General features: G+C 65.3%; 16 protein-coding genes. 3 read left to right on the top strand and 13 right to left on the bottom strand.

Going from position 1 to position 14,389, the window contains the following annotated elements; all coding sequences use genetic code 11:
* Positions 1-7: 7 nt before the first annotated feature.
* From cyoE to coxB, 3 genes are all read right to left on the bottom strand, one after another.
* On the bottom strand, positions 8-913 hold the full coding sequence (gene cyoE / locus ACODTW_RS14595) for a heme o synthase (protein WP_488946751.1): 906 nt from the start codon (positions 911-913) through the stop codon (positions 8-10).
* Positions 914-1,038: 125 nt separating this feature from the next.
* Entirely contained in the window at positions 1,039-2,652 is a 1,614-nt protein-coding gene (gene ctaD / locus ACODTW_RS14590; protein WP_488946750.1) for a cytochrome c oxidase subunit I, read from the bottom strand.
* Between the two features lie 24 nt (positions 2,653-2,676).
* Positions 2,677-3,531 carry a cytochrome c oxidase subunit II gene (coxB, locus tag ACODTW_RS14585; protein ID WP_488946749.1) on the bottom strand — a complete coding sequence of 285 codons (855 nt, stop codon included), beginning with the start codon at positions 3,529-3,531 and terminating at the stop codon, positions 2,677-2,679.
* A 405-nt stretch (positions 3,532-3,936) separates the two neighbouring features.
* On the opposite strand from coxB, the gene tldD reads away from it, so the two are divergent.
* Positions 3,937-5,373, top strand: a complete 1,437-nt coding sequence (gene tldD, locus ACODTW_RS14580) for a metalloprotease TldD (RefSeq protein WP_488946748.1) — start codon at positions 3,937-3,939, stop codon at positions 5,371-5,373.
* A gap of 25 nt (positions 5,374-5,398) precedes the next feature.
* On the opposite strand, the gene ACODTW_RS14575 is transcribed toward tldD, so the two are convergent.
* The 8 genes from ACODTW_RS14575 to ACODTW_RS14540 all read right to left on the bottom strand — a co-directional run bounded on the left by ACODTW_RS14575 (position 5,399) and on the right by ACODTW_RS14540 (position 11,752).
* On the bottom strand, positions 5,399-6,403 hold the full coding sequence (locus ACODTW_RS14575) for a glycosyltransferase (protein ID WP_488946747.1): 1,005 nt from the start codon (positions 6,401-6,403) through the stop codon (positions 5,399-5,401).
* Positions 6,400-8,112: a hypothetical protein gene (locus ACODTW_RS14570; RefSeq protein ID WP_488946746.1), complete on the bottom strand. Its 1,713-nt coding sequence runs from the start codon at positions 8,110-8,112 to the stop codon at positions 6,400-6,402. Before ACODTW_RS14570 ends, ACODTW_RS14575 begins: the two co-directional genes overlap by 4 nt.
* Positions 8,113-8,208: 96 nt before the next feature.
* Positions 8,209-8,691 carry a F0F1 ATP synthase subunit B family protein gene (locus tag ACODTW_RS14565; protein ID WP_488946745.1) on the bottom strand — a complete coding sequence of 161 codons (483 nt, stop codon included), beginning with the start codon at positions 8,689-8,691 and terminating at the stop codon, positions 8,209-8,211.
* The gene (locus ACODTW_RS14560; protein ID WP_488946744.1) at positions 8,691-9,305 is read right to left on the bottom strand and encodes a F0F1 ATP synthase subunit B family protein; all 615 of its coding nucleotides are present in this window, start codon (positions 9,303-9,305) and stop codon (positions 8,691-8,693) included. Before ACODTW_RS14560 ends, ACODTW_RS14565 begins: the two co-directional genes overlap by 1 nt.
* A 199-nt stretch (positions 9,306-9,504) precedes the next feature.
* Positions 9,505-9,729 carry a F0F1 ATP synthase subunit C gene (locus ACODTW_RS14555; RefSeq protein WP_089287375.1) on the bottom strand — a complete coding sequence of 75 codons (225 nt, stop codon included), beginning with the start codon at positions 9,727-9,729 and terminating at the stop codon, positions 9,505-9,507.
* 63 nt (positions 9,730-9,792) lie between these two features.
* Positions 9,793-10,536: a F0F1 ATP synthase subunit A gene (locus tag ACODTW_RS14550; protein ID WP_488946743.1), complete on the bottom strand. Its 744-nt coding sequence runs from the start codon at positions 10,534-10,536 to the stop codon at positions 9,793-9,795.
* Positions 10,537-10,543: 7 nt separating this feature from the next.
* Positions 10,544-10,900 (bottom strand): AtpZ/AtpI family protein, encoded by a 357-nt coding sequence (locus ACODTW_RS14545; RefSeq protein WP_488946742.1) that lies wholly within the window; start codon positions 10,898-10,900, stop codon positions 10,544-10,546.
* A 228-nt stretch (positions 10,901-11,128) separates the two neighbouring features.
* Positions 11,129-11,752 (bottom strand): SCO family protein, encoded by a 624-nt coding sequence (locus tag ACODTW_RS14540; RefSeq protein ID WP_488946741.1) that lies wholly within the window; start codon positions 11,750-11,752, stop codon positions 11,129-11,131.
* Between the two features lie 80 nt (positions 11,753-11,832).
* Between ACODTW_RS14540 and ACODTW_RS14535 the strand changes: the two genes are divergently transcribed.
* A complete protein-coding gene (locus ACODTW_RS14535) occupies positions 11,833-12,378 on the top strand; it encodes an EndoU domain-containing protein (protein ID WP_488946740.1) in 546 nt (181 codons plus the stop codon).
* Complete coding sequence (locus tag ACODTW_RS14530; RefSeq protein WP_488946739.1) at positions 12,378-12,638, top strand: hypothetical protein; 261 nt, start codon at positions 12,378-12,380, stop codon at positions 12,636-12,638. The genes ACODTW_RS14535 and ACODTW_RS14530 overlap by 1 nt, the downstream gene beginning before the upstream one ends.
* 3 nt (positions 12,639-12,641) lie before the next feature.
* Here the strand turns inward: ACODTW_RS14530 and ACODTW_RS14525 are convergent, their stop codons facing one another.
* Together ACODTW_RS14525 and mobB are read right to left on the bottom strand one after the other, a co-directional pair.
* Positions 12,642-13,835 (bottom strand): molybdopterin molybdotransferase MoeA, encoded by a 1,194-nt coding sequence (locus ACODTW_RS14525; RefSeq protein ID WP_488946738.1) that lies wholly within the window; start codon positions 13,833-13,835, stop codon positions 12,642-12,644.
* A 35-nt stretch (positions 13,836-13,870) separates the two neighbouring features.
* Positions 13,871-14,380, bottom strand: coding sequence for a molybdopterin-guanine dinucleotide biosynthesis protein B (gene mobB, locus ACODTW_RS14520; RefSeq protein ID WP_488946737.1), 510 nt, complete (start codon positions 14,378-14,380; stop codon positions 13,871-13,873).
* Positions 14,381-14,389 lie beyond the last annotated feature (9 nt).

The raw sequence follows: 14,389 nt of genomic DNA, 5'->3' as shown, positions 1-14,389 counted from the left end.
CCTGGCGTCACGCGGCCAGATGTTCGCCGATCAGGATCGCGAACAGCAGGAACAGGTAAAGGATGGAAAAGGCGAACATGCGCTTGGCCGGCTTATGGTCGGCGCTGCGCAGCACCTGAACCGCGAAGCCGACAAAGGCCAGACCCAGCACGATCGACCCCGCCAGATAGGTCAGCCCGCCCACACCCAGGAAATAGGGTGTGGTGGCCAGCGGCAGCAGGATCAGCGTGTAGATCAGCATCTGCTTCTTCGTTTCCGCTTCGCCGGCGACGACGGGCAGCATCGGCACGCCCGCATGCTGGTAATCCAGCCGGCGGAAGATGGCCAGCGCCCAGAAATGCGGCGGGGTCCAGAAGAAGATCAGAGAAAACAGGACGATGGAGGCGATGGACACGTCGCCCGTCACCGCGGCCCAGCCGATCATCGGGGGGAAAGCCCCGGCGGCGCCGCCAATGACGATATTCTGCGGTGTCCGACGCTTCAGCCACATCGTGTAGATGAAGATGTAGAAGCCCGACGCCAGGGCCAGCAGACCGGCCGCAACCCAGTTCAGCGCCAGACCCATCATCGACACCGACGCGATGGTCAGCACGATGCCGAAGGCCAGCGCCTCGGAAGCGGGAACGCGGCCCTGCGGGATGGGGCGGTTGACCGTGCGGTCCATCAGGGCATCGATGTCGCGGTCATACCACATATTGATGGCCCCGGCGGCACCCGACGCCAGCGCAATGCACAGCACAGCCACAAGGGCCAGCACGGGATGCAGATGGCCGGGCGCCACCACCATGCCGGCGAAACCGGAAAAAACCACCAGCGACATGACACGCGGCTTCAGCAGCGCAACATAGTCGCGCACCGTACCGGCCGAAGCCGGGCTGTCCATGATCTGACTGTCGATCACGCCATCGGTCATGATGCTGGTCTCTTCAAACTTTGCAGGCGGAGAAATTCAGTACTTGGCAAATCCGCGCGGGGGTCGCCCCCCGCGCGGCCTTGGAGGTCAGGTCGGGAACCGTTGCCGGCCCCAGGTGCCAGGCATCACTTGATGCGCGGCAGGGTCTCGAACTGGTGGAACGGCGGCGGGGAGGACAGGGTCCATTCCAGCGTCGTGCCACCGGTCTGCCAATAGTCACCTTCAACCTTGCGACCGAACAGCAGCGTGTAGATGGCCATCACGCAGAAGAAGATCGTCGAGCAGAAGGCGATATAGGCGCCGTAGGACGAAACCATGTTCCAGAAGTGCAGCGCGTCCGGATAGTCGGGCATGCGGCGGGCCATGCCGGCCAGGCCCAGGAAGTGCTGCGGGAAGAACAGCAGGTTGACGCCGATGAAGGTCGTCCAGAAATGCAGGTGTCCCGCCCAGGCCGGATGCTGACGGCCCGAGATCTTGCCGATCCAGTAGTAATAGCCGGCGAAGATGGCGAACACGGCGCCCAGCGAGAGCACATAGTGGAAGTGCGCAACCACGTAGTAGGTGTCGTGCATGGCGATGTCCATGCCGCCATTGGCCAGCACCACGCCCGTGACGCCGCCGATGGTGAACAGGAACACGAAGCCGATCGCCCAGACCATCGGCACCTTGAAGTCGATGGAACCACCCCACATAGTCGCGATCCAGGAGAAGATCTTCACGCCCGTGGGCACGGCGATGATCATGGTGGCGGCGGTGAAATAGGCGCGGGTATCGACCGACAGGCCGACCGTGAACATGTGGTGGGCCCACACGATGAAGCCGACGACGCCGATGGCGACCATGGCATAGGCCATGCCCAGATAACCGAACACCGGCTTCTTGGAGAAGGTGGAGATGATGTGGGAGATGATGCCGAAGGCCGGCAGGATCATGATGTACACTTCGGGGTGACCGAAGAACCAGAACAGGTGCTGGAACAGGATCGGGTCGCCACCGCCGGCCGGATTGAAGAAGTCCGTGCCGAAATTACGGTCGGTCAGCAGCATGGTGATGGCGCCGCCCAGGACGGGCACCGACAGCAGCAGCAGGAAGGCCGTGACCAGCATGGCCCAGACGAACAGCGGCATCTTGTGCAGCGTCATGCCGGGCGCGCGCATGTTGAAGATGGTCGTGATGAAGTTCACGGCACCCAGGATCGACGAGGCGCCGGCCAGATGCAGCGCGAAGATCGCCATGTCGACCGACGGGCCGTTATGACCATATTCGGTGGAAGAGAGCGGCGGATAGACCGTCCAGCCCGTACCGGCGCCGGGGCCGACAAAGGCGGAGCCCAGCAGCAGCAGGAAGGCCGGGACGATCAGCCAGAAGCTGATATTGTTCAGGCGCGGGAACGCCATGTCGGGCGCCCCCACCATCAGCGGCACGAACCAGTTGCCGAAACCGCCGATCAGCGCGGGCATGACCACGAAGAACACCATGATCAGACCGTGCGCCGTGATGAACACGTTCCACTGCTGACCGGCGTCGGCCGAGAAGGCCGTCATGTACTGGATGCCCGGATCCTGCAGCTCAAGGCGCATGATCACGGAGAACAGACCACCGATCAGGCCGGCCAGCACAGCGAAAAACAGATAAAGCGTCCCGATGTCCTTATGGTTCGTCGAGAACAGCCAACGCGCCACAAAGCCAGGCTTGTGGTCGTGGTGATCGTGGGCGTGCGCCCCGGTGACAGCACCCATGGTAATCCCTCTCTTCCGAACCGTTTACTGCGCGGCCGCTTCGGCGACCTGACGCGGCGCGGAGCCATTGCTGTTCAGGGCCTGCTTCTGCTGGCCCAGCCATTCCTGGAAGCGCTCCTTCGACACCGCCTCGACGGCGATCGGCATGTAGCCATGGCCGGTCCCGCAGATTTCGGAGCACTGTCCGTAATAAACACCCTCACGGGTCACATTGAACCAGGTCTCGTTCAGGCGACCCGGCATCGCGTCCTTCTTCACGCCCAGCGAGGGCACGGCGAAGGAATGGATGACGTCGGCGCCGGTGACCAGGACGCGCACATCAACGCCGACCGGCACGACGATGCGATTGTCCACTTCGAGCAGGCGCAGCTGACCCGGCTGGATCTCGTTCTCCGGGATCATGCGCGAATCGAAGGCCAGGCCCTCATGCTCGGGATATTCGTAGCTCCAGTACCACTGGTGGCCCGTGACCTTGATCGTCAGTTCCGGATTCGGCGCCTTGTCCATATAGTAGAGGACGCGGAAGGACGGAACGGCGATGAACAGCAGGATCAGCACGGGAATGCCGGTCCAGGCCACTTCCAGCCAGGTATGGTGCGTCGTGGTCGACGGCACCGGGTTGGCGCGCTTGTTGAAGCGCACGATCACATAGAGCAGCAGCAACGTGACGAAGATCGCGATGCTGACGATCGTCCACAGCAGGATGTTGTGGAAATCGTGCAGACGCTCCATCACGGGCGAAGCGGCGGCCTGCAGGCCCAACTGCTTGGGCTGCGGCGCACCGACGGCCTTCGCCGCCTCCTGCGCCAAGGCCGAGCCCCCGACCATCGCGCTGACAAACAGGGCCGTCACAGCGGCGCCGATCTTGCTAACAGACATCCCTTACCACTCTCGTCGTTGCCGGGGGTTAGTCCCCCGTTTGAGCCAGCCGGACCGCCCGCCCAACCCACCCTTCCCGCCACGGGCGGGAAATGGAAGGATGTCGCGGCGTGACGCAGACCCGGAACGGACCAAACCGTTTCGGCGGGACACTACACGCGCGTGGGGCTCACGAACAACATATGCGCCGCCAGGATGGGGTGCACATATCGTCGCAGACCATACAGGCAAGCGGCGGCAATCGGCAAGAACGTCCGATATCCGGGCGCTTCGGCATCCATGGTCATTGCGTCGCAGGGGAGCAGAAATTGACATACCGCAATGCAGCATGGGCAGCGCTTGCCCTGGCCCCGCCGGATCGCCATTGTGATGACAGGATGACATCCCAATGGAAAGCCGTGCGCCATGTCGCTTCTGTCCCTGACCGACGATATCTTCTTCAATCAGGCTGGCCTGGATCTGGGCCGCACCTGCTCCCTGGTCGGCGGTGCCCTGCACGGTGCCGATGATGGCGAGCTTTTCCTTGAATATGCGCAGAGCGAGAGCTTCGCCTGGGATGATGGCCGCCTGAAAAGCGCCAGCTTCGATACCAGCCAGGGCTTCGGGCTGCGCGCCGTGGCCGACGAAGCCACGGGATACGCCCATGCCTCGGTCCTGACGGAAGATGCCATCCGCCGGGCGGGCGACACCGTGCGTGCGGTGCACAAGGGCCATGGCGGCACGATGGCGGAGGCGCCCATCGGCACGAACCGCCTGCTTTATGCCAGCGACAATCCGCTGGGCCTGGTCCCGTTCGAGGCCAAGGTGAAGCTGCTGGAGCAGGTGGATGCCTATGCCCGGTCCAAGGATAGCCGCGTGCGGCAGGTTTCAGCCTCCCTTACCGGTGAATGGCAGGCGGTGCAGATCATCCGGGCCGACGGGACTCGGGTGGCTGACATCAGGCCGCTGGTACGGCTGAACGTATCCGTCGTCTTGGCCGAGGGTGACCGCATGGAATCGGGCAGCCATGGCGGCGGCGGCCGGCGCACCTATGAACAGTTCCTGGAGCCCGGTGTCTGGCAGGCTTATGTGGATGAGGCGCTGCGCGGTGCCCTGATCAATCTGGGTTCCGTTGATGCACCCGCCGGGGAGATGCCGGTCGTGCTGGGCCCCGGCTGGTGCGGGATCCTGCTGCACGAGGCCATCGGCCATGGGCTGGAAGGGGATTTCAACCGCAAGCAGACTTCCGCCTTCTCCGGCCTGCTGGGCCAGCGCGTGGCGGCACCGGGCGTCACCGTCGTTGATGACGGCACCATCGAGGGCCGGCGCGGGTCCATCACCGTGGATGACGAGGGCACGCCCAGCCAATGCACCGTTCTGATCGAGGACGGCATCCTGAAGGGCTATATGCAGGACCGGCTGAACGCCCGGCTGATGGGGGTGAAGCCCACGGGCAACGGGCGGCGCCAGGGATATGCGCACATGCCCATGCCGCGCATGACCAATACCGTGATGCGCGGCGGGGACAAGGACCCGGCGGAGATCATCGCCTCGGTCAAGCGCGGCATCTATGCCGCCAACTTCTCCGGCGGGCAGGTGGATATCGTGTCGGGCAAGTTCGTCTTTTCCGCCAGCGAAGCCTATCTGATCGAGGAGGGCAAGCTGGGCCCGGCCGTGAAGGGGGCCACCCTGATCGGCAATGGCCCCGATTCGCTGACCAAGGTCACCATGATTGGCAATGACAGCGCCATGGATCCCGGCATTGGCGTCTGTGGCAAGTCAGGCCAGGGCGTGCCCGTGGGCGTGGGTCAGCCGACCCTGCGCATCGACGGACTGACCGTGGGCGGCACCAAGGCGGCCTGACGCCTCGGGAGGTGGCAGGGGTCGGTCAGCCGACCTCCGCCGTCGTCTCCGCGACAGGCCGGGCCGTGTCCAGCCGGCGCGTTCCGACGATCAGGTCGGTGGCGACCCGGGCCGGCAGCAGGGCCAGATCGTGCTTGTTGTTCATGACCGTGAACAGGCCACCCATGGCCACCGCCGCCACCTGCAGCACGACCATGATCATCAGCCCGGCCACGCTGGTGGTCCAGCCGGGCGTCGCCATTCCGGCCATCTTCAGCACCAGGGCCGTCAGCGCCGCCAGGAAGGCAGCAGCGAAGATGCCGGCACAGAAGGCCAGCACGCGGGTGAAGATGCGTTCGCTGAAGACCGCGATGGCGCTCATCCCATGCACCATCAGCGACAGGGTGTTCATGGTCGACCGGCCGAAGAACCGGGTACCCCGGTCAGTGGCGACATGGACAAGGCGATAACGCGACCGGATCAGGGTCGCCGGCACATGCAGCAGCAATTCATGCATATGGACCAGCCGCCTGGCCACCCCGCCGCTGAAGGCGCTGAAATTGCCAAAGGAAATGGACAGGCCGGTCAGCAGGGAGAACAGGTCCTTATAGACCCGGTAGAAAAGCCGGAAGCGCAGCCCCTCCGACCGGCGGCGGCGATCGGCCACCGCAATGGCGCCGGGATCGGCATCCAGGGCCGCCAGCAGGGCCGGCACATCTTCGGGCCGGTCCTCCCCATCGGCATCCATGATGATGATGCGGTTTGGATTCAGGGCGGCCACGGCATGGCATAGCCCCATGCCGATGGCCCGCTGGCTGCCCATGTTGCGGGCCAGCGTGACCAGGGTGGCGGCGAAAGGTGTGGCGGCGATCAGCGGCGTGAGATCGGGCACCGGATCGGTGCCGCCATCATCCACGATCACCAGATGGGTGTTCAGGGCGACCGTCGGCACGATTTCGGCTAGCCGCGTGATCAACGCGGCCAGTGACGGCCAGTCGTTGAAGACAGGCGTCACGATGACCAGGTCGGTATCCGGCACGGCATGCGTCATTGTGCGTTGTCCCAATCCGGCGATGGCAGCGGACACAGGCTGCGCCCGTCCATCAGCACCGCATAGGCGCGCAGATCCCTCCCCCCTTCGCCATCCGGCAACAGGGTATAGGCCTGCCAGGCATCGCGACCACGTTGCCCCCGCGGATCAAGGGCGCGGCCCAGCCCCGCCACGCGCCCATTGTCATCGGCCAGCACGATCCAGGGCGCCGGCCGTGCCGCCTCTTCGTCCCAGGCGCTTCCCGTGACATAGGCACGGTCAGCCACGCCCGGTCGGCGGTGCAGCCAGACCGGTCCGGCCGGGCAGCGCGCCGCCGGCACGATCGTAAACGCCCCGGTCAGCCTCAGGCCCAGCCAGAAAGGCTGCGGCCCCGCGAACAGCGACAGGCGACGGCTGGCCAGTTCATCGGCCATGCGGCGGGCCAGGACCGGTGACGGGTGCAGCCGTTCGGCCACCACGGGATCGCTATCCGCCCCGTTAAGCAGTGCCAGCACGGCCTGCCAGTCACGCCCCTGGTCCCGGTCCAGCCGGCCCCACATGCGCAAATGGAAGGGCAGCATCAGGGCAACGATGACCGGCAGCATCCAGGCCAGCAGCAAGGACCGGCCCACCAGCCAAAGCCGCAGCCAGGGCAGCAGCCAAAAGGCAAACGCCGCCCAGAACAGGACCTGCACAACGCCATAGCGCAGCGTTTCCGCCTGCTGCGCCCCGAAGGAGAGCCGGGACAGGGAGGTGATGGCGGCGGCACCCAGGCAGAACAGCATGATGGCGCACCACGCCACCTCCAGCGCCGGGCGTCCGCCGCGCAGCGCCCGCACCGAAGCGGCAGCCACCAGCACCATCGCCAGCGCCGCGCCCAACAGGCCCGCTTCCCGCCCGTTGAAGAACAGACGGCGCAAGGGACTGCCCAGATAATGCAGGCTGTACCAGAGCATGCCCAGCGGATCGGACAGGGCATCCAGCGGCCTTGTATGGCCTGGCAGGGGATTGGGCGCATAGACAGCGGCATAGAGCGCCAGTGTCAGGGCGAAGGCCCCGGCCAGGGTAAGCTGAAGCCGGCAGGGCCAGCGCCGGGCCAGGGCAAAGAACAGCGCCGCCGGCCAGCCGATGATGCCATAGGCGAAGGAGAAGGTAGCCGCCACCAGGGCCAGAACCACCCAGGCCAGCCCCGCCACCACGCTCTGCCCCATGCCCAGCCGCCGATCCAGCGCGACCAGCAGGCGGACCGCCAGCAGGAAGGCCAGCAGCGACAGATACATATGGATCTGCTTGGGCCAGACCAGATTTTCGGCATGGACCAGCCAGAAGAACAGGGCCAGCAGTGCTGATGCGGCCATGATGCGCTGCGTCGGCAACGTCAGCAGGGGCCGGGCCAGCAGCGTCAGCATCAGGGCCAGGGCCGCATTCAGAACCAGCAGCAGGCCGATCAGAAACAGGCCTTGCGCGCCGAACAGCGTGATATCGGCCGCGTAGAACGGCATGGCCAGCCAGGGCAGATGCTCGTTATCGCCGCGGAAGAACAGGAATTCCGCCAATGGCAGACGGAAAAACGCATCCACCACCGTGGCCGTGTCCCACAAGGGGAACGGATGAATGAAGCGGAAGGCAGCACCGACACCGGTGGCCGTGATGATCGCCGCCAGCAGCACCACCAGGACCAGCGGCAACCGTTGACCGAGAAATTGTGCCGCCCGGGGCTGTGTGGCCATTGTCAATTCCGCCATCATCGGGCCCCGCCTGATCCGCAAATGCAAAGCGCCCCGTCGTTGCCGACAGGGCGCCTTATCACGACCGATGGGTATCGATCAATGCAACTTGGCCGACAGGTCCCGGATCGCACCGGCGACCAGCACATTGTTGCGCGCATCGTCGATATTTTCGACCAGCAGCTTTTCCGTGGCCTGGACCGCGATATCGACGGCCAGATCACGAACCTGCTGCAGGGCGGCAGCCTCGGCCTGGGCGACCTTGTCGATGGCCTGCTGCTCGCGGCGCTTCAGGGCATGTTCCAGATCCTTGGCCGCCTGGACGCGGATGCGATCAGCCTCTTCACGGGCCTGGGCCACGATGGCCTCGGCTTCCTTCAAGGCGTCGCGCTGCTTGCGCTGGAACTGCGCCAGGGCAGCCTGCGCGTCTTCGCGCAGCTTCTGGGCCTGTTCCAGTTCGGCAGCGATGCGGCGGCCGCGATCATCCAGCCCGCTGAGAATGCCCTTGCCGGCCAGCTTCAGCACCAGGGCGATGAAGACGACGAAGGCGACGGCATACCAAAAATGGCTATCATGCAGCATCACGCGCGCTCCTTCAGGACGGCATCGACGGCGGCCGCGGCCACATCGGGCGTCAGCAGCGCGCCCGACAGCTTGGCCGTGGCGGCCAGCGCGGTTTCAGCGGCGACATTGCGCAGGTTGCTGAGCGCTTCCTGCTTGGCGGTCTGGATGCGCACTTCGGCGTCGCGGGTCTTGCCGGCCAGCGTGGTGGCCAGCTCGCCATTGCGGCGGGCGGCTTCCGCGTCGGCGGCGAAAACAGCGGCCGCGACTTCCTTCTGCGCATTGGCGCGGGCGTCGGCGAGGGCCTTTTCATAGGCCTGCATGACACCCTCGGCTTCCACCTTCAGGGCGGAGGCCTTTTCCAGATCGTTCGAAATCTTTTCCTGGCGGGCTTCCAGCACCTCGGCGACGCGCGGCAGCGCCACCTTGGACATCAGCCACAGCAACAGGCCGAACGTCACCGCCGCCCAGAACACCTGGGAAGCATAGCTGCTCGGATCAAGCTGCGGCAGGCCCTTGGCATGCTCGGCATGCTCGCCCTCGGCGGACGCCAGAGCCGGCCCCACCAGAACGATAGCCGTGGTCAGCGCCACAGAGGCCCTGGCGCACAGGCGCGAAAAGCGTTGGACAGGCATAGAAGCACCCATTCACTGCTGACCGGCGGGCAGTTAGCCCAGGCGGTCACGCCACACCCCGTCAGCACCGTCGGGCTGCCATGAGGCAAGGCCCATAGAGCGACCGCCGCTGTCGGATCCAAGGAACCGGCAGCGGCGGCAATCCCGGCGCTGAAGCCCCGGCGCCCATGACAGGCACCGGTGAGAAACCGTTCGCGGATTAGGCGAACAGGATCAGGAAGGCGATAACCAGCGCGAACAGACCAGCGGCTTCCGTCAGAGCGAAACCGATGAAGACGAAGGTCTTGTAGGAGTTCAGAGCGGCCGGATTACGGGCAGCGGCCTGATACAGACCGGAGAACAGGTTGCCGAGGCCGATGCCGACGCCCAGCAGGGCGAACATGGCGAGACCGGCACCGATGTACTTTGCGGCTTCAGCTTCCATTTTAAAGATCCTCTAGGTTGGAAGTGTCTTTGGGATGAAGACAGGTTTGGACAGCCGGGCTGCTTAGTGCAGTTCCAGCGAGTCACGCAGATACACGCAGCTCAGCAGCGCGAAGACGTAGGCCTGGATGCCGGCGACCAGGAATTCCAGGCCGAACAGGGCGACATTCAGGAGAACCGGCAGGATACCGACGGCGGCGCTCGCCCCACCGGCCGCCAGCAGCGACACGGTGAAACCGGCGAACACCTTCATCATCGTGTGACCCGCCAGCATGTTGGCGAAAAGACGGACGGACAGGCTGATGGGGCGAACGAAGTAGGAGATCACTTCGATCGGGATGATCAGCCAGGCCAGCCACCACGGCGTACCGTGCGGCAGGAAAAGGTGCAGGAAGTGCAGCCCGTGCCGGGCGAAGCCGATGATCGTCACCACCACGAACACGAACAGCGCCATGGCAAAGGTAACGATGATGTGGCTGGTGAAGGTGAAGGACCAGGGGATCAGGCCCAGCACATTGCCAAACAGCACGAACACGAACAGGGAGAAGATCAGCGGGAAATACTTGCGCGCCTGCGGACCCGCATTGTCGCGCACCATTTCCGCCACAAATTCATACAGCAACTCGGCCATCGACTGCACCCGGCCCGGGACCAGCGCGCGACCGCGCATGCCGTAGACCAGCAGGAAGGTGGCAGCAACGACAGCGATCACCATCCACAGCGCGGAATTGGTGAAGGACAGATCAAGGTTGCCAACCGGCAGGCTGACCAGGCGCTTGATCTCGAATTGCTCCAACGGACCAGCCACGATGCCCTCACTCCCCACCGTCCCGATCGCGGGACTTGTCGAACCCAGCGGCATATCCCTGACCGGCGGTCAGACGATACACGTTCATAAACCCGGCAATCGCCCCCAGGAAGATCATGAAGATCATCCCCCAGGGCTTGGTATCCAGCCAGCGGTCAATGCCATAGCCCAGGGCAACCCCGAACAGGACACCGGCCACCAACTCGACCCCGATGCGCAAACCCAACGCCATATCGCCGCCGTTCTTATCCGCACCTGGGCTCCCGGGAACGGGTTCAGGCGGGTCCATGCCGGCAGCACGGCGTGCCTCGCGCAGACGGGCATCCAGCTCTTCCAGGGACGGGGGCGGGCGATCATCAGTCACGACGCGGGCTCCCTTCCGCCAGCTTGGTGGATACCGTGCGAAAGCGGCGGCACCATACGGGGAGCCCCCAACCCTGTCAAGGGTGGACCACCCCTACTTAAGTATCTGATAAGTCTAGATTTCCGCGCGGCGCATAGGTCCGATGTCGCATCGCATCATGCCGAATGCCCCGTTTTTGGTCTTTTTGCCCCCAGAATTTCCGGTAACGGCCGTCCGATCGTTACAAAACTAACGGCTCCGGGACTGTCGGTGGGCGGTAATGGCCGCCACCATCTGCTCCGCTGTCGTGCCTTTGGCGAAGACGGTGATGAAGCTGCCGTCGGGTGCCATCAGGTAGGAAAAGGTCGAATGATCCATCAGATAGGTGTCGCCAGACGCCGGTTCCTGCGACCGGGCGAAATAGACGCGATAGGCCTTGGCGACGGCCGCGATCTGCGCGTCCGTGCCGGTCAGGCCCAGAATCGCGGGATGGAACAGTTTGACATAATCGGCCAGCACGGGGGCCGTGTCGCGGGCCGGATCGATGGTGATGAACAGGGGCTGCACATCCCCGCCCGCATCGCCCATCAGGTCCATGGTCTGGCCGATGGTTTGCAGTTCCGTGGGGCAGATATCGGGGCAGAAGGTGTAGCCGAAGAAGATCAGCCGGTACTTGCCGGCAAAATCCTGATCGCTGACCACGCGCCCGTCATGGGCGGTCAGGGTGAAGGGACCACCGATGCTGGCCGGGGCCACCGACGGCACCGCCGCCTGACGCCGGTCATGCTGGATGGTCATCCAGGCAATGACGGCCGCCATCAGCAGCCCGACCAGGGCCGCCAGCGCCATGCGGATCAACCGATCACGCTTCATGGGTCCAATCCTGCTTCTGTCACGACAATCTGATATATACCCCACCCATAGACCATGCGCAGGACCAAGCATAGGGGCGGATGATGATGAAACGGGAGTTCCGGTTGATGGGTGCGGCGGGCTTGCTGGCCCTGGCCTTCATGACGGCGCCGGCCATGGCGGCATTGGATTGCCGGGATGAGGGGTTCCACTGGTCCGACACGTCGCCGTCGCTGAACCTGCGCCATGTGCTGTGCGGGGAGGTGAAGAAGAATGGCGATGTGGTCGGGCTGCATTCCCGTGCCATCATCGCCACGGCCCCGGTGGAGAAGGTGGAGGCCCAGCCGGCCCAGGCCGACGGGCTTTATAACGCCAAAGCCTATTTCACCAACGGCAAGACCAAGAATTCCACCTTCTACCCCGACAATTGCACCGCCGAGCAGGTGACGCAGTCCATCCTGCATGCCGTGAAGAACAGCTTCGGCCCCGGCAAGCCCTGGGGCAAGCTGGGCTGCTCGGCGCCGGCCGGCAATGATCCGAAATATTGCACCGGGCCGCAGGGTCAGCGCTTCGTCATCCGCTTCGCCGAATTCGACGACGGTCGCATCAACACCGCCTTCCCGCAGATGGGGGAAAGCTGCAAGTGATGCAGGACCCCGCCGAATGGCTGGCCGACTGGCTGCAAACCGACATGACCGGTGACGAGGGTGGTGCGCGGGCCTTTATCACCGGCCTGCTGGGCGGGGCGGCACCGGATCGGCGCCTGGGCAATCTTTACGCCGCCAGCGTCACGGCGGACGGCTTGCTGCTGGAGAACCTGATGCAGGAGGATTGGCCGCCCGTTCTGGTACCGCGCGAACTGGCCTTGCAGGGGCTGGTGCTGCTGGCGGCGGGCGGGCCGCCCTGAACCTCACGCCCCCAGCAGACCCAGGGGCAGGATGGGCAGCAGGTCGCCCGGCACCACGCCCGTCGACACCTCGTCCAGTTCGGCCAGCGCATCGGCCGCCGTCAGGCAATGCAGCATGGCGGCCCCGTCGCGCGGGTCACATTGCGCCACCCCGTCCCCATCCAGCACCACGCGCAGATATTCGCGCCGCCCCGGCTTCTTGGCGTGGGCGAATCCGGCGGGAGCCATCAGACGGGGCAATGGTCTGGGCGTCTCCCCCGACAGATGCTGTATCAGGGGGCGAACCAGCAGCACGAAGCTGACCAGCATGGCCACCGGATTGCCCGGCAGGCCGGCGAAGGCCGCATCGCCCACCCGGCCGATGGCCAGCGGCTTGCCGGGCTTCAGGGCCAGTTTCCAGAAATCCAGCCGGCCGACGCCGTCCAGGGCGTCGCGCACGCAATCTGCTGCCCCCGCAGATACCCCGCCGGAGGTCACGATCAGGTCGTGCCCCTGTGCCGCCTCGGCCAGGGCCGTCCGGACCAGGGCCGTTTCATCCCGCAGGATGCCCAGGTCGGTGACGCACACCCCCAAACCGGCCAGCAGGCCCGCCAGCATCACCCGGTTGCTGTCATAGATCTGCCCCGGCCGCAGCGTCCCGCCCGGCGGCACCAGTTCATCGCCTGTGGAAAAGATCGCCACGCGCGGCGACCGTCGCACGGGCAGGCTGCCCCCCCCCAATGCCGCCGCCAGCCCCAGATCCTGGGGACGCAGGCGCCGGCCGGCCGGCAGGGCCACGGCACCGGCCGTCACATCCTCCCCCGCCCGGCGGATATTCGCGCCGGGCGGCAGGGATGAAGGCAGGCGTACCCGACCGTCCTCCGCCCGTTCCGCCTCTTCCTGCATGGCGACTAGGTCCAGGCCGGCGGGAACCGGCGCGCCCGTGAAGATGCGCAGGGCGTGCCCGGCGGGGGGCGGGGGCAACGGGGCGGAACCGGCGAAGGCCGGACCCGCTAGCGTCAGCCACCGCCCCCGGTCGGCCGCGCGCAGGGCGTAGCCATCCACGGCACTGTTGTCGAAGCCGGGCAGGCTGAGAGGAGCCACCACATCATCGGCCAGCACCCGGCCCAATGCCTGTTCAAGCGAGATTCGTTCCATATCCGGAACGGGATGAAACCCGGTCAGGATGCGCGACAGCGCCTCCGCGACTGGCAGCATTTTCAGATCGGCATCGCAACAATCCCTGCCTGGCATCATCCCACCCCCAGGCGGGCCAGGATCAGATCGGCGATGGCAGCGACATCATCCAGGTCCAGCACCGGCAGCGGGCAATCCGGCAACGCGACGTCACTGGCCACGGCGATGATATGCGGGTCGTCGGGGTAGAGCAGCGGCTTGCCGTTCGACGGCCGGTGGATTTCCAGCTTGGGATGGCTGTCGCGCTTGAACCCCTCCACCAGTACGATATCCACGGGCGACAGCTTGGTCAGCAGTTCCGCCAGGGTCGGTTCCGGCGCGCCTCGATTCTCATGCATCAGGGCCCAGCGATTGGCCGAGGTGACCAGCACCTCCGTGGCGCCCGCCATGCGGTGGACGTAAGAATCCTTGCCCGGCTGATCGATATCGAAGGCGTGATGGGCGTGCTTGATGGTGGCCAATGTCAGGCCGCGCGCCGTGAGGACGGGGATCAGCCGGGCCATCAGCGTGGTCTTGCCGCTGCCGCTCCAGCCCGCGAACCCGAAAACATGCTTTGGAAGGCCCATGGCCGCCCG

Source organism: Niveispirillum sp. FG148 (assembly GCF_057809655.1).
This window is presented reverse-complemented; position numbering and strand designations above follow the sequence as displayed.

What these genes read in the sequence shown, in the direction of transcription:
- ctaD (WP_488946750.1), bottom strand. Translation starts at nt 2,652, where the DNA reads ATGGGTGCTGTCACCGGGGCGCACGCCCACGATCACCACGACCACAAG.
- mobB (WP_488946737.1), bottom strand. Translation starts at nt 14,380, where the DNA reads ATGGGCCTTCCAAAGCATGTTTTCGGGTTCGCGGGCTGGAGCGGCAGC.
- cyoE (WP_488946751.1), bottom strand. Translation starts at nt 913, where the DNA reads ATGACCGATGGCGTGATCGACAGTCAGATCATGGACAGCCCGGCTTCG.
- ACODTW_RS14540 (WP_488946741.1), bottom strand. Translation starts at nt 11,752, where the DNA reads ATGAAGCGTGATCGGTTGATCCGCATGGCGCTGGCGGCCCTGGTCGGG.
- ACODTW_RS14535 (WP_488946740.1), top strand. Translation starts at nt 11,833, where the DNA reads ATGATGATGAAACGGGAGTTCCGGTTGATGGGTGCGGCGGGCTTGCTG.
- tldD (WP_488946748.1), top strand. Translation starts at nt 3,937, where the DNA reads ATGTCGCTTCTGTCCCTGACCGACGATATCTTCTTCAATCAGGCTGGC.
- coxB (WP_488946749.1), bottom strand. Translation starts at nt 3,531, where the DNA reads ATGTCTGTTAGCAAGATCGGCGCCGCTGTGACGGCCCTGTTTGTCAGC.
- ACODTW_RS14560 (WP_488946744.1), bottom strand. Translation starts at nt 9,305, where the DNA reads ATGCCTGTCCAACGCTTTTCGCGCCTGTGCGCCAGGGCCTCTGTGGCG.
- ACODTW_RS14555 (WP_089287375.1), bottom strand. Translation starts at nt 9,729, where the DNA reads ATGGAAGCTGAAGCCGCAAAGTACATCGGTGCCGGTCTCGCCATGTTC.
- ACODTW_RS14570 (WP_488946746.1), bottom strand. Translation starts at nt 8,112, where the DNA reads ATGGCCACACAGCCCCGGGCGGCACAATTTCTCGGTCAACGGTTGCCG.
- ACODTW_RS14565 (WP_488946745.1), bottom strand. Translation starts at nt 8,691, where the DNA reads ATGCTGCATGATAGCCATTTTTGGTATGCCGTCGCCTTCGTCGTCTTC.
- ACODTW_RS14575 (WP_488946747.1), bottom strand. Translation starts at nt 6,403, where the DNA reads ATGACGCATGCCGTGCCGGATACCGACCTGGTCATCGTGACGCCTGTC.
- ACODTW_RS14530 (WP_488946739.1), top strand. Translation starts at nt 12,378, where the DNA reads ATGCAGGACCCCGCCGAATGGCTGGCCGACTGGCTGCAAACCGACATG.
- ACODTW_RS14525 (WP_488946738.1), bottom strand. Translation starts at nt 13,835, where the DNA reads ATGCTGCCAGTCGCGGAGGCGCTGTCGCGCATCCTGACCGGGTTTCAT.